This is a genomic window from Rhizobium sp. S96 (genome assembly GCF_030382195.1).
Lineage (GTDB): Bacteria > Pseudomonadota > Alphaproteobacteria > Rhizobiales > Rhizobiaceae > Rhizobium.
Window position 1 is genome coordinate 1 of the sequence record NZ_JAUDRY010000001.1, and the last position, 21,494, is coordinate 21,494.

Consider the following 21,494-nt stretch of genomic DNA (forward strand, 5'->3'; position numbering starts at 1 on the left):
GTCACTGCAGCATCGACGTCGAATGATACGACAGGTGATGTAACAACTGTGCAGACCGGTACCCTGCCTACCGATCAGGCCGCTCCGACCGTAACCACGACGCATCACGCATCCGATGGCGACACTGTGATGAATGGTCTGGATGGCAACGACATACTCATCGGAGCAGCTGGCGATGACACGCTTGTCGGTGGTTCGGGGAATGACATCCTCTTTGGTGGTGCGGGTAATGATACCTATCAATGGGGTGGCGAGGCGCTGAATGCTGCCAACGCCGACACGATCAAGGACTACGCTACCAACGAACGGATCGACGTTTCGACGCTGCTCAACAATGTCCAGTCGTTGGCAGGCTATGTGAAGATCGTCGTCGTTGGTGACGATCTGAGCGTGCGGATCGATCAGGATGGTGGCGGAGACAACTATGTCGAAGCCTACAAGCTGCTGGGGGCTGCGACAGGGGGCGTCGCCTCCGTCAATGTCTACTTCGGCGGCACGGATCATGCGATCGCCCAGTCCGGCTGGACCACGAACGCCATCGATCCGATCGTCCTCGATCTCGATCACAATGGCATCGCACTGACCTCGCTCGACCAGGGCGTCCAGTTCGACATCAATGCCGACGGTCACAAGGATCAGATCGCTTGGACGGCGGGCACGGATGGCATTCTTGCCTACGATGTGGACGGCAACGGGACGATCGACAACGGCAGCGAGATCTTCTCGCCGCATTTTGCCGGTGGCACCTATGCCGATGGCCTAGCGGCGTTGGCGACGCTCGATAGCAACCATGACGGCAAGATCGATGCCAATGACGAAGCTTTTGCAAAGCTCACGATCTGGCAGGACCTGAACCACAACGGCATCACCGACGCCGGCGAGCTTTCGAGCCTTGCGGATCATTCGATCGCCAGCATCTCGCTGGATGCCAACGCGGCCGACACCTCGGTCAACGGTCAGTCGATCCTGGCGGATGGCAGCTACACCCTGACGGACGGCTCTACCGGCCACTTCGTCGAGGTTGCCTTCGACACGACGCTTGGCGGCAGCACGGACAGCAACAGCGTCCACGCGCTGATCGGCAGCGATGGCGATGACGTCCTGTCGGGCGCCGGCGGTATGTACACGCTGACCGGTGGGGCAGGGGCTGATACCTTCGTCCTCGACACCGACGCGCTTGCCGACGTCAAGCTCGCCGACGTGATCACCGACTACAAGGCTAGCGAGGGCGACACGCTCGATGTGTCGAAGCTCCTCGACAGCCTGCTCGGTCACGAGGCGACCGAAGCCGAGGCGCTCTCCAGCGTCAAGACGACGGTATCAGGTGCCGACACGGTGGTCAGCGTCAATTCCAACGGCGCTTGGCACGATGTGGCGGTTCTCCAGAACACCACGGAAGCCGTCAAGATCCTCTACGACGACAAGCACGAAGCGGTCACCGCGCCGCATGTCGGCTGATCCAGGATTGCCGGGCCGCACGGCCCGGCCCATAGAAACAGGAAAAGGCGCTTTAGGCGCCTTTTCTTATTGTACGGACTGTTGCATTGCGGGGTTCGCCCCCGATCGCGCCGGCGGAGACTGGAGCCAGGAGCAACCGGCTTATGCGGCCGGCAGCCTCGAGATCGGCAGGGCCTCGTCGGTCTCCACGCCGCCGCGCTCCAGTGCCATTTCGTCGGCCAGCTGGCGGATGTGGTTGAAGTCGGCTGGTCCGTCGAAGACGGCGCCGCCAAGCCGGATGCCGATCGAAAGCGGCGCATCGCCTGCCGTAAAGGCAGCCTCGGCAACACGGCGACGAATGCGCATGCCGACATCCTGGGCATTCTCGACGCTGGCGCCGGGGAGGAAGACACCGAGTTCGTTGGTCGCAAGGCGTGCCACGAGGTCGCCGCTTCTGACCGAGGACTGAATGATCGATGCCAGAGACTGCATCACGGTGTCCGCCCATTGCGGTCCGTAGCGCCGGCTGATCGTGTCCAGGGTGTCTATGACGACTGCAATCATGACGCCGCCGGCATCGGTCGCGATTCGCTTACGGCGATCCATGTAGTGTTCAACCGCGGCTGCGAAGGCGGTTCCGTTCAGCGTCTTGGTCACCGTGTCGTGCCGGGCTGCATAGGTCGCGGTTTCCTGGAACTTTTTGAGCTCCCTGACCTTGATCCGCAGTATTAGAAGAAGCGGAAATGCAACAAATGCCGAAATTGCGGTGGCTCCGGCAAACCCTACCAAAAATGGTCGATCCGGTATTAGAAGGTTTAAGATAAGTAAAAGCCCAACAGAACAGGCCGCGTAGCAGACCGTGCCAAACAAGGCTGTTCTAATAGCTGAAATGATTGTGGCGGAAGAGTAACGCTGGCCGAAATTCATAGCGGGTCAAGGTCCGTTTCGAAGTAACGCCAGATAAACAGGTTCGTGAAAAGTCTGAGTAAAAAAATCCTGTAAAATTCTAGCTTTAGGTCGCTGCGTAGGGGAATTAACTGTCTCCGCAGGAAAGCCCGGCTGCGCAATTGGAATGTGGAAAGTTTGGTGTTACTTGTTTGCCGAAGTCAAATAATCGGTATACCTGTGAGCCGAGCTATTTTGATGTTGAGGGGCATCCGTCTTGTTTAAAGGCAAAAGAATTATCGCAGCTTTGTCTGCCACTGTTGCTGTGAATTTTGCGTTTTATGTTGACGCAAACGCAATGTCATTGCAGCAGGCCATCGAAAAAACGATGAAAACCAACCCGCAGATTCTGCAGGCTGCCAAAGATCGTGAAGCAATCGAGTTCGAATTGCGCCAGGCGCGCGGTTTGTACTTGCCGTCAGTTGATCTTGAGACCGGTATCGGCCGTCGTCGTCTGGACAATTCCAGCTCGGGTACTTTGAGCTCCGACCACGACTACTTGTCGCCGAGCGATGTGGGCGTCACCGTTACTCAGACATTGTTCGACGGTGGCAGCCGCAAGGCGCAGGTCGATCAGCAGGCCTCCCGTGTCGACGGTGCGTCCTTTCGGGTTCTCGAGCGTTCCGAGGCGCTCGCCCTCGAAGTGACCCAGGATTACCTGGAGTACATGCTCCAGAACCAGATCGTCGCTGCTGCCAAGGAAAACGTTGCGTTCCACACCGCGATGGTGGGTGACATCAACGAAAGCATCAAGGGCGGCGCGCTCACCGATGCAGACCGCCTGCAGGGCAGCGAACGTCTTCAGGCCGCCAAGGCTCGCCAGCGCGAAGCTCTGGAAGAACTGGAAGCGACGAAGATCCGCTTCCTCAAGGCCGTCGGCGAGCCGATCGTCAACCCGAGCTCTCCGCCGTCGCTGGCAAAGTATCTGCCGAAGACGCTGGATGACGCCGTCTTCGTTGCCAACAAGAACAGCCCGCGTATCTACTCCGCCAATGCGGACGTCGATGCTGCAGACGCTGGTGTTCGTGGCGCGCGCGCCAACTACCTGCCGAAGGTCAACCTTGAAGGTACGGCCCGGGTCGGCAACGACATCGACGGCGACGAAGGCAACACCAATGACTACGAAGTTCGTGTTGTTGCTCGCTGGAACCTCTATCGCGGCGGCATCGATGTCGCGCGCGAACAGGAGCAGATCCGTCGCGCCGGCGAGCAGCGTTATGCGCTTGCCCAGGTTCAGCGTGAAGTTCAGGAATCCGTCCGCTCCGCATGGAATGAACGCGCAAGCCGTGGCGATCTTGCTGGCATTCTCGGCAAGCAGGCAGCGATCAACGATCAGCTGGTTGGCTCCTACCGCGAGCAGTTCAAGGTCGGCCAGCGCTCGCTGCTGGACCTGCTCGATGCGCAGAACACCAAGTTCAACACCAAGGTTCTCGCTGACACGGCGCGCGTCGCCTCCCTGTTTGCCGAGTACAAGATCCTGGCTGCCTCGGGCAACCTGCTTCAGACGATGAAGTTGAAGCCGGTCGACCAGAGCAAGCCATATGCGCGGGAAAATTTTGCTGTACCTGCGAGCGTCGCGAATCCTGGATATGTCGAGCTTGATTCACATCAGAATCCCGGCATGCCTTTGGACCTCCTGGCGCCAATTCGACAGCAATAGTCGAGATATGGCCACGGAACGATGCTGAACGTAGCGCTAGAAACGACCAGCGGAACGCCGCTCCAGACCTTCAAGGCGGCTTTCAAGTCCGTGGCCGCATTCTACGGCCGACCAAGCTCCGATACGGTTCTCTTCTCCGGTCTGCCGGATGAGGTGACCGAATCGCTGGATGGTGACGACGTCGAACGGATGGCCGAGCGCATCGGCCTCCAGGTCATCAAGCATAACGAGCGCGATTGCCGGCTCGGCAATTTCGATTGTCCTGCGATCGTTGCCTTTGGTGATGGCGGCGTTCTGCCGTTGCTTGAGGTGGCCGAGGACGGCTCCTACATCATCGATATCGTGCCGATCGCCGGTAGCGCGATCCGGTTGACGCGGGACGAATTCGTCGCGCTGCGGCCGCAGACAGCCTTTGCCTTCACCCTCTACTACCAGAACGCTTCGGAAGAGGCGCTGGTCGGCAATGCCGTAGAGATCGAAAAGCGGCATTGGCTCGCAACGACGCTGGCACCTTACTGGCGCACCTACATCCGCGTCATGGTCGCGGCGCTGTTCATCAACCTGATCGCGCTAGGATCTCCGCTGTTTACGATGAACGTTTATGACCGCGTTCTTCCCAACAAGGCCATTCCGACGCTCTGGGTGCTGGCGGCCGGCATTTCGATGGCCTACATCTTCGATTTCCTGCTGAAGACGGCGCGATCTTCCTTGATCGACTATGCCGGGCGCAAGGCGGACCTGCGCCTGTCGCAGATGCTGTTCGACAAGGTCCTGAACTCGACGCTGGCGTCCCGGCCGTTGTCGACCGGCGAATATGCCAACCGCATCACACAGTACGAGTTCGTTCGTGAATTCTTTACCTCGAACACGATCGGCGTCCTGATCGACAGCCTCTTTGTCTTCGTCTTCCTGGCGGTGATCTATCTAATTTCCGGCTGGCTGGTGGTCATTCCCGCAGTTGCCTTCGTGCTTTCCGTGATCATCGGCCTTTACGCTCAGGCCAAGATCGGCAAGCGCATGGCCGCCGCCGCGAACGAGGCCTCGCGCCGCCAGTCGCTGCTGGTTGAAACGATTTCGACGATCGAGACGCTGAAGAGCCTGCGGGCGGAAGCCACCATGCTGCGCCGTTGGCAGGAGCTCACGAAGTATTCGAGCCGCACCAGCGAGGAAATCAAGCACATCTCGACGAACGCCATCAACATGACGATGTTCGTTCAGCAGATGGTGAGCGTCCTCATCGTGATCGCCGGCACCTACGAGTTTTCCGAAGGCCGCATTGCCATGGGCGCGATCGTCGCGACCGTGATGCTGGCAAGCCGCGCCGGCGCCCCGCTCGGCCAGATCGCCATGACACTGGCACGTTTCCGCCAGGCCACGATGTCGCTGCGGATCCTCGACAAGATCATGGAGCAGCCGGACGATCGTCCATCGACCGTCGGTTTCGTCAATCGCGAAATCACGCGCGGCGCCTTCAGCTTCCAGGACGTGTCGTTCCAGTATCCTGGTTCCGATTATCCCGTCATCAACAAGCTGTCCTTCAACGTTGCGCCGGGTGAGCGGATCGGGATTATCGGTCGTATCGGCTCCGGCAAGACCACGCTCGGACGCCTGCTCGACGGCCTGTTTGCGCCTTCCGGCGGCCGCGTCATGATCGACGGCGTCGATATCCGCCAGTATCACATGGCCGAGGTGCGGTCCGCGGTTGCGGTTGCCGGCCAGTCGTCCGATCTCTTCTCCGGCACGGTGAAGGAGAACCTTCTGATCGGCCGGGCGGACGCGACCGATGAGGAATTGCTCGAGGTTGCGCGCATGACCGGTGTCGACGAGTTCGTCGGCAATCATCCGCGCGGTTTCGATATGCCGGTTGGCGAGCGCGGTACCAATCTGTCCAGCGGCCAGAAACAGGCGCTGACGATTGCGCGCCTGCTGCTGACAAAACCGAAGATCGTCTTTCTGGACGAGCCGTCCGGCGCGATGGACCTTGCGACCGAGCGTCATCTGATCAACCGTCTGTCCAAGGCCTTCAACCGTGACACGACGCTTCTGATCGCGACGCACCGCTACAGCATGCTTGAACTGGTGGATCGCCTGATCGTTGTCGACAAGGGACGCATCATCGCCGACGGACCGAAGCAGGCCGTCATCGAAGCGATGCAGCGCAAGCCTGCGGGGCAACCGAAATGATCAACAAGGACGATCACCCACCACTGCTGGCGCGCTGGATCCTGGCGCTGGTGGCGCTTGTTATCGCGAGCTTCGTTGCCTGGGCAGCCATCGCCGACGTCAACGAGATCGCTCGCGGCGAAGGCAAGGTCATTCCAGTCTCGAAGACACAGATCATTCAGGCGTCCGAGCCCGGCGTCGTGCAGCAGATTGCCGTCGTGCTTGGCCAGGTCGTGCGCAAGGGGCAACTCCTCGTGCAGCTCGACAACACGACCACGACGTCATCGCTCGGCGAATCCGTCGCCAAGGCGAGGGCGCTTGGCGCCAAGGTCGCGCGCCTGAAGCTGGAAGAAGCGGGTGATTACGAATCCCCCTTCGTCTGCCCGGCCGAGATCCTGTCCGTCGCCAAGGATGTGTGCGCCAACGAAACGCAGCTCTTCGCGGCAGATCGTGCCAGCTACAAGAACAAGCTCGGCGTGCTGCAGGAACGCGTGCGCCAGCGCGAGAACGAACTGAACGAAGCACACGCCAATATCGATCGGCTGGTGCAGAATATCGACGGCGCACAGCGCCAGTACGATCTCATCAGCCCGCTGGCCAAGAAGAAGCTGGTTGCCGAGACCGAAGTTCTGAAGACCGAGCGCGATCTCACCGACCAGCAGGGCCAGCTGAAGGTTTATCAGGAAAGCCTCGATCGCCTGCAGGCGGCCGTGCAGGAGGCGAAGCTGCAGCTGGGCGATCTGGCGCTGGAACTCCGCCAGCAGGCGTTGACCGACAAGGCGCAGGCGCTTGCCGAGCTCTCGGTGGTCGATGAGACCATTCGCGGCGCATCCGATCGCGTCAAGCGCACCGATATCCGTTCGCCGGTTGATGGCATCGTCAACACGCTCGAGGTCAATACCATCGGCGCCTATGTCGATCCCGGCCGCGTCATCGCCGGTATCGTTCCAACGGCCGATACGCTGCTGGTCGAAGCGAAGATCTCGCCGCGCGATGTGGCTTTTGTGCGCCGCGGCCAGAAGGCTGTGGTCAAGATCACCGCTTATGACTTCTCGATCTTCGGCGGCCTCGAAGGCGTTGTCGAAAACATCTCCGCCGACAGCTTGGTCGAGAAGGAGAAGGGTGAGACCTACTACCTCGTACAGGTCAAGACCGATCGCTCCGAACTGGAGCGCAACGGCAAGTCCTATCCGATCATCCCGGGCATGGTCGCCTCGGTCGAAATCATGACCGGCAACAAGACCGTGCTCAGCTACCTCATGAAGCCGATCAACAAGGCGCGCACCGAAGCGCTCACGGAGCGGTAAATGCTGATTGCCAAGCCAGGCAGTAACGCAGCATCCGATATCGAACCGGTCGAGGAGTCGTTGCCGGCGATCGACGCGGAGGAGATCGAGCCGCGTTTCCGCGCCGTGGTCGGACGAGGGGGCGAGCGTCGCGGTATCCGTCTCGAGCGGATCTACTGGGATGGCCTTGGCCGCATGTCGACGGCTGGCAAGATGTCGACGGCGGATCTGGTGCAATACACGGCATCGCAGATGCCGGAATCCGGCAATCTCGCCTCGCTGTTGCGCGTTCTCAGCCTGAAATGGGCGCTGCGCCGGCTGGACAGTGTCGAGGATATTTCGTCGATGGCGAACGTCAACGCCATCATCCAGGCCTCGCCATCGCCGACGATCCTGCTCACGCACGACAAGAAGATCCAGCTTTTCAACGATCCGTTTCTGTCGATGCTGCGGCAGCGTCTGCCCCTCAGCGACGCCTCGCAGCTGACCAAGAGCCTACGCTTTTCCGTAGACACCCATATCGAGGAAGCGATCGAGACCTTGAACCGGAACAAGGGCAGGACGCTCAATACCGGCTTCACCATCACCGTCGGCACGCAGACGCTGAAAGGTCAGATCAATCTGGCGCTAGCGCCGACGCATGAGAAGTCGATGCTGATCGGCTATATCTCGCGCTATTGATCGGCCGCGTGGGCGTGACTGTACACAAGCAGATGCTCGCTACTTCAAGGGCTTGAAGGTCCATTTCACGACATACTTGCCACCGCGCTTGGTTTTGACTTTCGTCTTTACCTGAACCGGGCCGCCCAAGGCAGCCTCGGCCTCCTCGAAGGCCTGACGCGCCTGCGCCATGGCCGTGTGATACGCGGTATTGTCGCGTCGGGGGCTGTCGGCCATCACCTTGAGAAGGGCGGCCATATCGGGCTTGTCGTCGGTCATGAACCGTTCGCGCTCCTTGCCGCATTGTCGGGGCTGAAACCGATGGGTTCAATACACCAATCGACGCGCTTCGCAATCGGTCGCCGACAGGCAAAGAGGCGTAGCTTAGAAGGTTACGCCTTCGCCCGGAGCCACTTTCTCGATCGGCATGGCCGATGCCATCTGGCTGCTGCCGACGCGCGACCCGTGGATGAAGCCCTTGCCGCCGGCAATCGAGTAGAGCGGCATATAGTCTGGCAGTCTGGTGTCGGGCAGCACCTCGTCACGCATGTTGTCGAGGATAAACCGGTTGCCGTTCACCGTCACCGAGAGGATGGCATGGTAGAAATGCCGCTTCTGGTCGAACAGAACGACGACAGCCATGTCCTTGAGATCGACACCCTCGGCATGCAGCGCCGCCATCTTCAGGATCGCGAAGTCCTCGCAGTCGCCCTGCTGCCGCGCCAGCGTTTCGGTTGGCGTCGCCCAGTAGTCGGCGACCTTGTAGGTGTCGATATCGCGGCTGTAGCGGATCGTGTGATTGACCGTGGTGTTGACCGCATTCATCTTGTCGCGGATCGATGCCGCGGAGGTCTTCACGAAGGCCGCCTTGATGGCGACGACGGCATTGGAGCACTTGCCGGCGCTGCAGTTGATTGCGGTGCCATCGTTCATCTCGGCCAGCGAAGGTGCAAGCCGCTTGAGCGCGGCGAGGCGCTTGAACGGGATCGCAACAGATCCGAACACCGCGGTATCGCTCGGCGCCGGCGCGATCGAAGGACGCGCAGCAGGCGCCGTCATGGTGGCGGTTTCCCTCGACCATCCAGCCGGCGCGGGCTCCAGTGATTGTGTCAGAGCGGCCGTTTTCACAGCGTGGATGGTGCTGGCGATGGAGCGCCCTGCGAGGCTGAGCATCGCGGTGAAGCCGCCGATACTGGCGCTCTGTGCAAGGTTGCTGATAGCGTTCGAAGAAGTAGAAAGAAAGTACGATCCGCCAGAAAGTTGCGTATCGTAAAGTGTAGATGCCGATGAGGTTGATGGGATAAAAGAAGAAAATGCCGAAATGAATGCAATTGCGGCAAATGTGTTTGTTTTTATTCTTTTTGCCATTGGGCGTAAGTTCTCCGTGATTGGGAGAAATGTACAGAATGGCTATAAATATGAGGTTTGGAAGCGTGGATAAGTTTGAACGAAATTAGATGTTCAAAAAAGCAGAAAATTTTAGTGTTTCAATCAACCAAGTTTGGGTGAAGGGTTTGCTTTCGCGCAACGCCTGTGCAGATATGAAATCAAGAAATGGCCGCTGCAGGTGGCGAAAATACCGTGGGGGAAACAGTGACAGTGCATTGGAACGCGCGCGCGCGACATTCGCATGGTTTACAGCAGGCACGGCAGGTGTCGCCATTTTTCATCGGCAGGGCAACGCAAAGACTGAAGCGAGCAGTGGCGCTTTTGGTCGTCGTCTCCTGTGGCGCGCTGGCGGGCTGTCAATCCGACGTCGACAGTATCGCCAAGAACGTCAAGACCAACGATGTCAAACCGCCGTCCACGGAGGTCGAAGAGTCTTTCGGGGAGAACGGGGCCGAGATTACGCTTCTGATGCAGAAGGGGCCGAGCGGGCTCTTTGAAGGGCCGTCGCGCGATATTCGCGATGCGGCCGGCTTGAGCGTCGGTGAGCTTGGCGGTAACCAGGCTTTCGTCAAGGTCGTGGACGTCACCGTTGGTGCCGCGGGCGTGCAGGCGGCGGTTGCCGCGGCCAAGGCGCGAAACTCCGCCTTGCTTGTCAGCTACGCCCCGCCAGCCGTTACGGCAGCGATCGCCGCCACGCCGTCCGATCAGCGCCCGCCGCTGATCAATCTCGGCGCACCGGTGCCGTCCACCGCCGGCAATGTCTATAATCTGGTGTCCGACGAGATCGACAGCGCCATCGAGGGCATGCGCGCGGCTTTCGCCAGCGGCCACAAGAAGGTGATGGTTTTCGCGCAGAAGGACTTTCCGCAGGGCGGCGAGATCCGACTGGCCGATACCGTTCGCGCTGCCGGTGGCACCTTTGTCGGTATCGCCCGCTACGACCTGACCGATGCCTCCGCAGCCGACGCGGCGCAGCGAAGCAAGCCGATGCTGGCGACAGCCGATACCGTGGTCATACTCGGGCGCACGGCGATTGCGACGACGGTCGAAGGCGCGATCAAGGCTGGCGGCCAGCCGGGTCTCAATTTCATCGGCACGAGCGCGTGGCCGCCGCAGGCCTATGCCGAGTCGACGGCTAACGGCACGCTGATCGCGATGGTCGAGCCGGAAGGGGCCTCGCTCATCGCGGACCGCTACCAGCGCCACTACAAGCGGCCACTCTCCACCGATGCCGCCTATGGCTATGATGCAGTCGCCATCGCCTCGGGCATCATCCGGACCAAGGGAGCCGAAGGCTTGAACGCCCAGAACCTGACGAACAAGGTCGGTTTCCGCGGCGTCACCGGTCTCTTCAGGTTGACGCCGAACGGGCTCGTCGAGCGCCGGCTCAGTCTGTACACGATCAGCGGCGGCAAGCTTAACCTACTGTCGGCTGCTCCCGTATCGTTCTGAGAGCCGCGGCGCCTGCGCGCCGCAGCCCTGTTGTCATGACAGCAGCGCGGCGGAGGCGAAAAAGCTCTCCGGGCTCTCCACTTCGATCAGCTTCTTCCGTTCTATCATCCAGAAGCGATTGCCGACGTTGCGGATGAACCGTCGGTCATGCGACACCAGCAGGCAGCTCGCCTGATGCGCCGTCAGCTCGGCCTCCAGCGCCTCCTGGCCTTCGATATCGAGATGGTTCGTCGGTTCGTCGAGCAGGTAGAAGTTCGGATTGGTGAGCCGAAGCGCGAGCATGCCAAGCCGAGCCTTCTGTCCGCCCGAAAGCCGTCCTACCGGCTTGTCCTGCATCTCGATCGTCATGCCGGCTCCGGCCAGAAGCGAGCGCGCGCGTTGATCGCCGACATCGAAGCGCCGGGTGATCGTTCGCATCGGCGTTTCGCTGTCGATCAGGTCGGCCAGCGCCTGATCGCCGTAGCCAAGCACCAGCGAAGGCGTCGCCTTGATGCCGGCCAGCGCGGTATCTGCCCCCGATATGACCGCACGCAACATGGCGACGAGCCGGCTCTTCCCGACCCCGTTGGCACCGAGCAGAACGATGCGATCGCCCTGGCAGATGAACTGCTTTCCGGTACGAAACAGGGGCGTGTCGTCGGGCGTTGAAACCGTCGCATCGTCGAGCGTCACCAGCACCTTGGCATGCGTGCCGCTGTTGGTGAGGCGGATCGCGCCGGACGAGCGTTCGAGATGCGCGGGCTTTGCCGCGCCTTCGAGCTTTTCAGCCCGCTGCTTCAGCTGCTTGGTCTTCACGACAAGCAGGTCGCTGCCGGAGTTGATGCCGATGTTGTTGAGCTTGGCTGCTTGCTGGCGAAGCTGCTGCGCGGTCTTCATGTCGCGTTGGTAGCGCCGCTCGTCCGAGGCATCGGCCTCGTCGAGCGCATCGCGTGCCTCCGTGTAGCGCAGCGCGAAGACGGCGGATTGCTCCGGGCGCAGGAAGAGCGTCCTGTTGGTCGTTGCATCCAGAAAGGCGCGGTCGTGGCTGGAAATGATCACCGGCACGTCGCGCGGCAGTCCGTTCATCCATTCCTCGAGCCGCGCGATCTTGCCGAGATCGAGGTGGTTGGTCGGCTCGTCCAGCAACAGCACGTCCGGTTCGGTTACCCAGACCCGGGCAAGCATCGCAAGTCGCTGCCAGCCGCCGCTGAGTTGCCCGACAGCGCGCTCCCGCAGGTCTTCCGGGACCTCGAGCGATTCAAGCGCGACATCGACGCGCCAGCCTTCATGCATCTGCTGGTCGGCAGGCAGTGCCTGCAGCACCGCTTCGTGGAAGGACAGCGGGAGAAGGGCAGGCGGCACATCCTGCTCGACATGGCCAACGGTCAAGCCGCGTGCGCGGGTCACGTCGCCCTGGGTCGGTTCAAGCGCGCCGGCAAGGCAACGCAGCAATGTCGACTTGCCGCGCCCATTGGCGGCAACAAGTCCGATCCGATCACCGGCGGTTACCGCCAGATTGAGTTTGGAAAACAGCGTCGTGCCAAGGGTGACGCCAAGATTGCGGATATTGATGAGAGTCATGATCTTGCCCTGGTCTTCCGAACAGCATCGCAGCGAGGGCCTCGGCCATCATCGCGCGTATGCTTGTGCTCGGTGGGTGGAAGTAAATGCAGGCGAGCGACGGCTCGGTTCTGCATAGCCACGAGGGGCAGACCAGGAAGAGATTTGCGAGAAACGGTCTCTGGTCAGCCCTGCAAACGCATTTGCAGGGCGTTGATCGGGCCACGCTGGCGATTAAAACGGAAATATGTCGTCACGCGCAACCCTCCTTTCTCGATACACGAACCACTAGCATTGGCCGCTTGAATTTTCAACCGTGTGCTTCGTGCGCGGTCACAAGGAACATCGCATCCGCATCGATTTCCCTCAAAATCGCGCCACCGTCGCTGCGGTAGATCTGGAGTTCGCGCAAAAGACCTTCCGACTGGAAAAGAAGGATGTCGACCAGCGGACCGTAGGGATCGGCAAGTTCCTTGTCGTCGAAATAGGCCGATGCAACGGGGTGAATGGGCATGTCGGCCGCAGAATCCGCCTTGTCGCGCGGCTTCAGTTGCAGTGAACCGAATGTGTCGATCTCTGCCGCGCGATACTGTTCGACATCCCAGGCCGGCGGAATTTCGCCTTGGGAGGCGTTCCGCACCAGCCGTTCGATGATCCGCTTTTCAGCGGCGGTCAGTTCTCTCCAAGTCGCCGGCACAGTTGCTTCCCGATGGGTGAGATTACCGTTTCAAGCTGCCGAGAATGCCGCGTACCAGCGCCCGGCCGACCTGGGTGGCGACCGTGCGGGCAACACTCTTCATCGCCGCCTCCACGACCGTTTCGCGCTGGTAGCCGGAAGAGCGTTGTCGCCCCTGGCTGGCCGGCTTGTCATCGGCGCTGTCGTCACCAAAGCCTGGGAGTGACCAGCGGCCAGAGGCGCTGCCTTCGGTCGGCTGGGTTGGCTGCACCTGTTTTGCCGCATCCGAATCCGAGGCTTTCTGCGCGCGGGCCGCAAGGATTTCGAACGCGGATTCGCGGTCGAGATCTTCGTCGTAGACGCCGAGAACGGGGCTCTTGTCCATGACTTGCTGGCGTTCCGCATCGGTGAGCGGGCCGACCCGACCGGACGGCGGGCGGATGAGCGTCCGCTCGACGATCGAGGGGGCGCCCTTGGCCTCCAGGGTGGAAACCAGCGCCTCGCCGGTGCCGAGCGTGGTGATGACGGTCGCGCAGTCGAAAGCCGGGTTCGGACGGAAGGTGTCGGCTGCGGTCTTTACGGCCTTCTGTTCGCGCGGCGAATAGGCGCGCAAGGCGTGCTGCACGCGGTTGCCAAGCTGGGCCAGCACGGTTTCCGGCACGTCGAGCGGGTTCTGCGTCACGAAGTAGACGCCGACGCCCTTCGAGCGGATCAATCGAACGACCTGTTCGACACGCTCGGTCAGCACCTTGGGTGCATCGTTGAACAAAAGGTGCGCTTCGTCGAAGAAGAAGACGAGGTTGGGCTTCTCGGGGTCGCCCACTTCAGGCAGTTCCTCGAAAAGTTCCGAGAGCAGCCAGAGCAGGAAGGTTGCGTAGAGCCGCGGGTTCATCATCAGCTTGTCAGCCGCGAGCACGGAAATCTGGCCGTAGCCGCGACTGTTGGTGCGCATGATGTCGGCGATCTTCAGTGCCGGCTCGCCGAAGAAATGTTCGGCGCCCTGCTGCTCGAGCACGAGAAGCGCGCGCTGGATCGAGCCGACGGAGGCTTTCGAAATCAGCCCGAACTTGTTGGAAAGCTCGGTGGCGTTTTCCGCCATGTAGTTCAGCAGCGACGAGAAGTCCTTGAGATCCAGCAGCGGCAGGCCGCCCTGGTCGGCGATCTTGAAGGCGATGTTGATGACGCCTTCCTGCGGTTCGGAGGCATCCATCAGGCGGGCCAGCAGCAGCGGCCCCATTTCCGCGATGGTGGTGCGGACCCGGTGGCCCTTTTCTCCGAAGAGATCCCAGAAAATGACCGGGAACTGGTCGAACTCATAATCGTCGAAGCCGATCTGTTCGGCCCGCTTCGTCAGAAAGTCCTTCGGTTCGCCCTTGGCCGCGATGCCGGAGAGGTCGCCCTTGATGTCGGCGCAGAAAACAGGAACGCCTGCTTTCGAAAAACCTTCCGCCAGCACCTGCAACGTCACGGTCTTGCCGGTGCCGGTGGCGCCCGTCACCAACCCGTGCCGGTTGCCGTATTTGAGGTCGAGGTACTCGGGCTTGTTGATGCTGTCATCCGGGTTGCGGCTGACGCCGACGAAAATCTTGCCTTCCTCGAGCATTCAAACGTCTCCCTGCCGGCGCTTTACGCCGATTGCGTCAAAATGCGGAGAGTAGAATCCGCATGTTCATTGTACTATCGTCTGCCTGTTATAAGCAGGGAGTTTCCTGCGGACAACTGTCTGCATTAAAAGGAAAACTAGGATAAACCCCGCCATCGCGGCAGGCGCCTTGAGTTGCCGTGCAAAGTCGATTAACGTTGACGTTAACGTCAAATAACTAGGAGGCTGACGATGAACGAAATGGTGGACCAGATTGCCGCGCGCGTGGGTATCCCCGCCGAGGTGGCCGAAAAGGCTGTCGGCATGATGCTCGGTTTCCTGCAGCGTGAGGCGGCCGATGGCCCTGTCGCCAAGATGATCGATGCCATTCCAGGGGCGTCCGATCTCGTTGCCAAGTACAACGGCGAAGGCGAGAGCGGCGGTGGCGGTCTCCTCGGCAGCATCATGGGCGCACTCGGCGGTGCCGGCGGCGTCATGGCGCTGGGGCAGCAGCTGATGGGCGAGGGCCTCGGCATGGGCGAGATCACGACGCTGGCCAAGGAAACGATCGCGATTGCCGAGCAGCATGCCGGCAAGGAAGTCGTCGACGAAGTCGTCGCCTCCGTACCGGGCCTCAGCCAGTTCGTCTGAGCCAGGGCATTCGAGTGGGATGACGGGCGGCCAGTTCCCGCCCGTTGTCGTTTGCTCAGTCGATTACTGTGCGATGCCCAGCAATTCCAGCCAGACCTTCGATTGGTCGCGGGCGGATTGCCGGTCGGCATCGTCAAGCGCATCGGACCCGCAATAGCTGGCGACGGCGGCGGTATCATCGGCGGTGAGCTGCGGGTGTTTCGAGCCGACGATCACCTGACGCCAGGCGCAGCCTTGAACACGGTTCGGGGTGATCGCTCCATCGCAGCCTGTGCTGAGGCAAAGCGAAACCGACCGTTGGCTCTCGTAGAGGCCATCAACGGCAGTCTTGTAGACATGGGTCCATGTTTCGCGATTGTGCCGGCAGGCGTCGGGCGCCGCGCTCAGCGTACAGCTGGTATTGGCAATATAATCGTCGGCTGGGGGCCAGTCGGCGACTTCAGCCAGACTGACGCATCCGCAGGCCAGAAGAGCGGCAACCACCCACTGCAAGCTTTTACTCTCCTGTCTTCGCGCAAACCGGCCGCCCGGGAATCACCCCGAAGCAGTTCACTTGATCTTTTACGTGTTGTTTGCGCTTGCCGGAAGCCGCCGCAATCCGGGCAATGAGCAAGGTGGGGAGCAATCAGTGCTTGCTCTTCGTTTCCCGCGATAGTTTCAATATCACGTCGTCGGCCGCATCGGCCAATGCCATTGCAATTTCTGCTGCTTTCCATCCTCTCTTCTCACCGTTGCGGATGAGTTCGAAAAGTATGGGTTCGAATTCGGACCGGCAGGTCTCCATTCGCTGGTCTGTATTAGAGCGAGTCTTGGAAGATTGAATATCTGTCATCTCAATACCCCAGATTTAGAGGGTAGGTTTAGCAAGGCGGCTGAAGAGCGCAAGTAAATATGTTAATCGAACATTAACAATTCGATTTTTTTGGCCGAGTCAACCGTAAGCAACTGGAAACACAATAGGGCTCGCCGGGGTTTGACGAGCCCCGCCTTCGTTGTCGCACTGGAAAAAGCAACGCGGTTAGCGTGAGAATCTTGCGGTCGACCAGACTGCCAGTCAATTCATCCTTATTTTGTATTGAAGGCCAGTCTAGACATGAGGGTGCGACTATATCTCTCGCCTTCATCCGAGAATTTATTCGGAAATTCAGGCGCAGCGCCGCAATGCTAAGCAGAAATACTAAGCTCAGATTGTATTTTATTTACTGGCGCCAGCGTGGTTGTGCGACAGAACGCCCAATGCGTGCCACTGCCTTCCGTCCTGTGTGATCAGGTCATCGGCGCAGGACGGTCCCATGGTGCCCGGGGCATAGGGCTCCGGCGCCTGGTCGCTCTTTGCCCATACGTCGAGGAACGGCTGAACGGCCTCCCATCCCGCCTCGATCCCGTCGGCGCGCTGGAATAGCGTCTGGTCGCCGATGAAGAGATCGTAGAGTAGGGACTCATAGCCGGTCATCTTGCCGATGTCGAACTTGTCGGCATAGCGGAAGTCGAGTGAAACCGGCACGGTATCGACCGAAAGCCCGGGTGCCTTGATGGACAGCTCCATACTCAGGCCCTCGTCCGGTTGAACCTGGATGACCATTCTGTTCGGGGGCAGGTTGCGCTTGATATCTGTCTCACGAAACTGCGCGAACGGCACCTGGCGAAACGTAACGACGATTTCAGTGTCGCGCGCCGTCATCGCCTTGCCCGTCCTGAGGTAGAAAGGAACGCCCGCCCATCTCCAGGTATCGACGTAGAGCTTCACCGCCACGAATGTTTCGGTCTTGCTGTCCGGTGAAACATCCTTTGTTTCATGGAAGGCGGTGATGGGATTGCCGTTCAGCGTCCCACCGGTGTAGACGCCGCGCACAGCATGGCTCTGCGCTTCCTCAGGCGTGTAGATACGAAGCGCGCTGAGCGCCTTGCTCTTTTCGCTGCGGATGGCCTCGGCTCCGAAGCCGTTCGGCGCCTCCATGGCGATCATTGCGAGCAGCTGAAACAGGTGATTGGGGACCATGTCTCGCAAGGCGCCGGTCGCGTCGTAGAACTTGCCGCGCATGCCGACATCAACCGTCTCCGCCGCCGTGATCTGCACATGGTCGATATAGTTGTTGTTCCACAGTGACTCGATCATCATGTTGGCAAAGCGGGCCGTCAGGATGTTCTGTACCGTTTCCTTCCCGAGGAAATGATCGAGCCGGTAGACCTGGCTTTCGGCGATCTTGCTGAGGATCTGCGCATTCAATGCGCGGGCAGAGGCGAGATCGGTTCCGAATGGCTTTTCGATCGCGATCCGGCGGAAGCCGCGGTCGCTCTCGGTCGTCAGCCCATGTTCCGCCAGTTTTTCGACCAGCGGGCCGAAAAACTGCGGCGGGACGGCAAAGTAGAAGGCCGCGTTGCCGCTCGATGCTGCCGAGAGCCGCTTCTTGATCTCTTCGAAGATGCCATCCTTCGTGAAATCGCCGGAGATGTAGGAAATGCGCTGGCGCAGACGCTGCCAACCCTCGCTCTTCTGGTGCGCGCCGTCGTCGTCGAGCTGCGAGAGAAAGCTATCCAGCTTCTCCACCAGCATTGCGTCGTCGCCGGGATCGATGCCGACACCCAGAATATGCAGGTCGTCGCCCACAAGTCCGCTCTGCGTGAGGTTGATGATCGCGGGGATCAGCAGGCGACGCGTGAGGTCGCCTGTAGCGCCGAAGATGACAAGTGTGACCGGCGGGGTGGGGGCTGCTTCCATGGCGTTCTGCTCCTTGTGGCCGCAGTCAATGTAGGCCCAGTGGTCCCGCTGGCAAGTGCTTGGGCGAGGGCGGGCGGCTCAGCGCTTCACGGCTACCATGAACAGTCGCGGGAAGCGCAGCAGCACGCGTCCGTCCGACATCTTGGGGTAAGCCTTCTCCACCCGCGCCAGATAATCCGCCAGGAAGGCATCGCGATGTTCGGCGCCTGCGTGGTCGAGATAGGGCCGCAGGCCCGTGCCCTTGACCCATTCGACGATCGCGGCCGCGTCGGCCATAGGATGATTGTAGGCGGTGTGCCAGATATCCACCCGCGCCGCCTTCTGGATCAGCCGGCTGTAATAGACCGAGGGGGCAGGCAGCGGCTTGCGGCGAACGCTTTTCGCCTCGAACGCGGCCTTCCATGGACCGGCATGCGCGGTTTCCTCCATCAGGAGATGCGTGGGCTCGGTCAGATTATCAGGCATCTGCACGGCAAGGACGCCGCCCGGCGCAAGGCCATCCATCAGCCGGTCGAAGATGTCGATATGGTTCGGCAGCCATTGGAACACGGCATTGGCAAATAGCAGATCCGTGGGTTCGCTCGGCTGCCAGGTTGCAAGGTCTGCTTCCAGGAAGGTCGTTCCCGGAAGGCGCTTGCGTGCCGCTTCCAGCATGTTCAGATCGCTGTCCAGCCCGGAGACGCTGGCGGCGCCATAGCGATCGATGATCAGCTCGGTGGAGTTGCCGGGGCCGCAACCAAGGTCCACGGCACGGTCCACCCGGTCCAGTGGCACCTGCGCCAGCAGGTCCCGTGCGGGACGGGTGCGTTCATCCTCGAATTTTACATACTGGCTGGCAGACCATGCCATAGACGTTCTCCAATGTTTACGCGGGTTCGTCGATACGCTTGACGCGAACCTTGTCGATGTTGCGGCCGTGGAGCTTCACCACCTCGAAGGACAGGTCGTCCACGCGGAAGCTCTCGCCCTGGTGCGGGAGATGCCCCAGGCGCCACAGGATGAAACCCGCCAGCGTCGAGAAGCGATCGGCATCGTCGACGAGATCGACGTCGAGCAGCTTCGATGCATGGCGGATATCGATCCAGCCGTCGACGGTCAGCGAACCGTCGTCGCCGCGCTCGATCATCAGCTTTTCCTCGTCTTCGTCGGGGAATTCGCCGGCGATGGCTTCGAGGAGGTCGGTCGGGGTCACCATGCCCTCCAGGGCGCCATACTCGTCGAGAACGATGGCAACCGCCTCGCTCGAATGGCGCAGCTGCTCCATGAGCTTCAGCGCGCTGATGCTCTCATGCACGACGAAAGGCTGGCGGATGGATCGCTCCGGATTGATCGCACCATCGACGATGATGTCGCGCAACAGGTCGCGGGCGCTGGCGACGCCGATGAAATTGTCGAGGCTGCCGCGGGCGACCGGAAAGCGCGAATGGCCGAGCTCCACGATCAGGCGCTGCAATTCGGCCTGCGGTGCGTCGAGGTCCAGCCAGTCGATGTCGATGCGGGGCGTCATCACCGATTTTGCCGAGCGCCCGGCAAGGGTCAGGACACCCTGGATCATGTCTTTTTCCTCCGACGAGAAGACCTCTTCCTCGGCGGTCTGCTCCGCGATCAGCTCGGCCGTAGAGCCGAGCGTCACTTGCGGGCGCTTGCCGCCGAGCAGGTTGAGGACCGCGTCGGCGGTGCGCTCGCGGATGTTGGTCGGCGTAATCAGCCGCTCGCGGTTGTGGCGTGCCAGCTGGTTCAGCGACTCGATGATCACCGAGAAGCCGATCGCGGCGTAGAGGTAGCCCTTCGGCAGGTGGACGCCGAAGCCTTCGATGATCAGCGAGAAGCCGATCATCATCAGGAACCCCAGGCAGAGGATGACCACGGTCGGGTGCTTGTTGACAAACGAGGTGAGCGGCTTGGACAGTAGCAGCATGACGCCGATGGCGATAACGACGGCGATCATCATGACCGGCAGGTGCTGTACCATGCCGACCGCGGTAATCACGCTGTCGAGCGAGAAGATGGCATCGAGGACGACGATCTGGACGATGACCTGCCAGAAAACCGCGTGCACGACCTTCTTTTCGGAGGTCTCCACATGACCCTCGAGGCGCTCGTGCAATTCCATCGTGCCCTTGAACAGCAGGAACAGACCGCCGACGAGCAGGATGATGTCACGTCCCGAGAAGCCGAAATCGAGAACATGAAACAGCGGCGTCGTCAGGGTCACGACCCATGCGATCGAGGCGAGCAGTCCGAGGCGGATGATCAATGCCAGTCCGAGGCCGACCAGACGGGCCTTGTCACGCTGATGCGGCGGCAGCTTGTCTGCGAGGATCGCGATGAAGACAAGGTTGTCGATGCCGAGAACAATCTCGAGCACAATGAGGGTGGCGAGGCCGACCCAGGCGGAAGGGTCGGATATCCAGTCGAAGAACATCAATGGTTCAATGCGGTCAGGTGAAACAGACCGCTCCTTTTCAGATAAAAATGTGAAGAGCGGATGACACCGGACGCAGGCGACCTGTGGGAAACTACCGCATTGGAAAAGAGAGAGGCTGCCTCGTCGGCAGCCTTGCTGAGCCTGGTGCGGGCACGATTGTAATCGGGCCGTCTACAGTGGTCGCCGCCATCATCAGCCGGAAGTTCCCGGTCGGAATGGGCGGAGGTGGTACTGGAAGGGTCGCTGTCAGGCATGCTGTAATTTTGAAGGGGAACGGGGTCGAGCGCAAGGGGGCAGGTGAGAATTCGTGCGAACCGTCGTTTCGGGACGTCCGCGGCGCGTCGAACAATGGCCGCCAGTCAACCCGGCGGCCCCAGGCGCTCTGAATGGTTCGGTCAGGCTGCCAGAATGGTAATGCCGTGCGCGTTGGCAGCGGCCGTCACGCGCTCCAAGGTGTCGGCGGAAGGTGAGGCCTTCGGCGGTTCGCGGGAGCCGGTTGCTTCGAAAAATTCGGCCATGTCGTTGTCCACGATCGCCGAAAAGACCGCGGTCTCCGGGCCCGGATTCGAATAGCCATGCGCCTGGTCCGCGTCGATCCTGACGATGTCGCCGGCCGTCGCCTCGAATTCTTCAAGGCCATTGTCGGTCATGCGGCGGATAGTCAGGCGGCCTTCGATGATGCGGAATACTTCCGGGCTGGCGTGCCTGTGCAACGGAGTCCGGCTGCCGGATGGCACGGAAACGTCGAAGACGTTGAGCCAGGTACCCTCGAGGCGAGCCCGTCGCTCGACCCGGTCACCCATGACGAAAAAGACTTTCTCGCCCGATTGGGCATGCGTTTTCACAACTGAGTTGGACATCATGTCTCGCTTTTCTTGTTCTTGGTGGCGAGCCCGTTAGAACTTTA

General features: G+C 60.7%; 19 protein-coding genes. 7 read left to right on the top strand and 12 right to left on the bottom strand.

Features of this window, described 5'->3' with window-relative positions; genetic code table 11:
* Positions 1 to 1,458: SPM autocatalytic domain-containing protein (locus tag QTL94_RS00005; protein WP_289800169.1), on the top strand; the 1,458-nt coding region annotated here is incomplete at its 5' end.
* A gap of 141 nt (positions 1,459 to 1,599) precedes the next feature.
* Here the strand turns inward: QTL94_RS00005 and QTL94_RS00010 are convergent.
* Positions 1,600 to 2,226, bottom strand: coding sequence for a GGDEF domain-containing protein (locus QTL94_RS00010; RefSeq protein WP_289800170.1), 627 nt, complete (start codon positions 2,224 to 2,226; stop codon positions 1,600 to 1,602).
* A 454-nt stretch (positions 2,227 to 2,680) separates the two neighbouring features.
* Here QTL94_RS00010 and QTL94_RS00015 point away from each other — a divergent pair, with 454 nt between their 5' ends.
* From QTL94_RS00015 to QTL94_RS00030, 4 genes are read left to right on the top strand one after another with little or no spacing between them, the layout of a single operon-like run.
* On the top strand, positions 2,681 to 4,042 hold the full coding sequence (locus QTL94_RS00015) for a TolC family outer membrane protein (RefSeq protein WP_065689824.1): 1,362 nt from the start codon (positions 2,681 to 2,683) through the stop codon (positions 4,040 to 4,042).
* Between the two features lie 21 nt (positions 4,043 to 4,063).
* A complete protein-coding gene (locus tag QTL94_RS00020) occupies positions 4,064 to 6,226 on the top strand; it encodes a type I secretion system permease/ATPase (RefSeq protein ID WP_065689825.1) in 2,163 nt (720 codons plus the stop codon).
* On the top strand, positions 6,223 to 7,512 hold the full coding sequence (locus QTL94_RS00025; RefSeq protein WP_289800171.1) for an HlyD family type I secretion periplasmic adaptor subunit: 1,290 nt from the start codon (positions 6,223 to 6,225) through the stop codon (positions 7,510 to 7,512). Before QTL94_RS00020 ends, QTL94_RS00025 begins: the two co-directional genes overlap by 4 nt.
* On the top strand, positions 7,513 to 8,172 hold the full coding sequence (locus tag QTL94_RS00030; RefSeq protein ID WP_113524417.1) for a ribbon-helix-helix domain-containing protein: 660 nt from the start codon (positions 7,513 to 7,515) through the stop codon (positions 8,170 to 8,172).
* Between the two features lie 39 nt (positions 8,173 to 8,211).
* Here the strand turns inward: QTL94_RS00030 and QTL94_RS00035 are convergent, their stop codons facing one another.
* Positions 8,212 to 8,430, bottom strand: coding sequence for a hypothetical protein (locus tag QTL94_RS00035; RefSeq protein WP_065689828.1), 219 nt, complete (start codon positions 8,428 to 8,430; stop codon positions 8,212 to 8,214).
* 105 nt (positions 8,431 to 8,535) lie between these two features.
* On the bottom strand, positions 8,536 to 9,210 hold the full coding sequence (locus QTL94_RS00040; protein WP_289800172.1) for a transglutaminase-like cysteine peptidase: 675 nt from the start codon (positions 9,208 to 9,210) through the stop codon (positions 8,536 to 8,538).
* Positions 9,211 to 9,852: 642 nt separating this feature from the next.
* Between QTL94_RS00040 and QTL94_RS00045 the strand changes: the two genes are divergently transcribed.
* Positions 9,853 to 10,992 carry an ABC transporter substrate-binding protein gene (locus QTL94_RS00045; protein WP_289800173.1) on the top strand — a complete coding sequence of 380 codons (1,140 nt, stop codon included), beginning with the start codon at positions 9,853 to 9,855 and terminating at the stop codon, positions 10,990 to 10,992.
* Positions 10,993 to 11,025: 33 nt separating this feature from the next.
* Here QTL94_RS00045 and QTL94_RS00050 read toward each other — a convergent pair whose 3' ends face one another.
* The 3 genes from QTL94_RS00050 to QTL94_RS00060 form a co-directional block, all read right to left on the bottom strand.
* Complete coding sequence (locus QTL94_RS00050) at positions 11,026 to 12,552, bottom strand: ABC-F family ATP-binding cassette domain-containing protein (protein ID WP_289800174.1); 1,527 nt, start codon at positions 12,550 to 12,552, stop codon at positions 11,026 to 11,028.
* Positions 12,553 to 12,841: 289 nt separating this feature from the next.
* Complete coding sequence (locus QTL94_RS00055) at positions 12,842 to 13,228, bottom strand: DUF6984 family protein (RefSeq protein ID WP_289800175.1); 387 nt, start codon at positions 13,226 to 13,228, stop codon at positions 12,842 to 12,844.
* A 22-nt stretch (positions 13,229 to 13,250) separates the two neighbouring features.
* Positions 13,251 to 14,810, bottom strand: a complete 1,560-nt coding sequence (locus QTL94_RS00060) for a helicase HerA-like C-terminal domain-containing protein (protein WP_289800176.1) — start codon at positions 14,808 to 14,810, stop codon at positions 13,251 to 13,253.
* Between the two features lie 231 nt (positions 14,811 to 15,041).
* On the opposite strand from QTL94_RS00060, the gene QTL94_RS00065 reads away from it, so the two are divergent.
* Positions 15,042 to 15,440, top strand: a complete 399-nt coding sequence (locus QTL94_RS00065; protein WP_113524423.1) for a hypothetical protein — start codon at positions 15,042 to 15,044, stop codon at positions 15,438 to 15,440.
* Between the two features lie 63 nt (positions 15,441 to 15,503).
* On the opposite strand, the gene QTL94_RS00070 is transcribed toward QTL94_RS00065, so the two are convergent.
* The 6 genes from QTL94_RS00070 to QTL94_RS00095 form a co-directional block, all read right to left on the bottom strand.
* Positions 15,504 to 15,923, bottom strand: coding sequence for a hypothetical protein (locus QTL94_RS00070; protein WP_289800189.1), 420 nt, complete (start codon positions 15,921 to 15,923; stop codon positions 15,504 to 15,506).
* A gap of 142 nt (positions 15,924 to 16,065) precedes the next feature.
* Entirely contained in the window at positions 16,066 to 16,272 is a 207-nt protein-coding gene (locus QTL94_RS00075) for a hypothetical protein (protein WP_065689835.1), read from the bottom strand.
* 363 nt (positions 16,273 to 16,635) lie between these two features.
* Positions 16,636 to 18,159, bottom strand: coding sequence for a glucose-6-phosphate dehydrogenase (gene zwf / locus QTL94_RS00080; protein WP_289800177.1), 1,524 nt, complete (start codon positions 18,157 to 18,159; stop codon positions 16,636 to 16,638).
* Between the two features lie 78 nt (positions 18,160 to 18,237).
* Positions 18,238 to 19,008, bottom strand: coding sequence for a trans-aconitate 2-methyltransferase (gene tam / locus QTL94_RS00085; RefSeq protein WP_289800178.1), 771 nt, complete (start codon positions 19,006 to 19,008; stop codon positions 18,238 to 18,240).
* A 16-nt stretch (positions 19,009 to 19,024) separates the two neighbouring features.
* Complete coding sequence (locus QTL94_RS00090; protein WP_289800179.1) at positions 19,025 to 20,584, bottom strand: TerC family protein; 1,560 nt, start codon at positions 20,582 to 20,584, stop codon at positions 19,025 to 19,027.
* A 398-nt stretch (positions 20,585 to 20,982) separates the two neighbouring features.
* Positions 20,983 to 21,450 (bottom strand): cupin domain-containing protein, encoded by a 468-nt coding sequence (locus QTL94_RS00095; protein WP_113524428.1) that lies wholly within the window; start codon positions 21,448 to 21,450, stop codon positions 20,983 to 20,985.
* Positions 21,451 to 21,494: the final 44 nt, after the last annotated feature.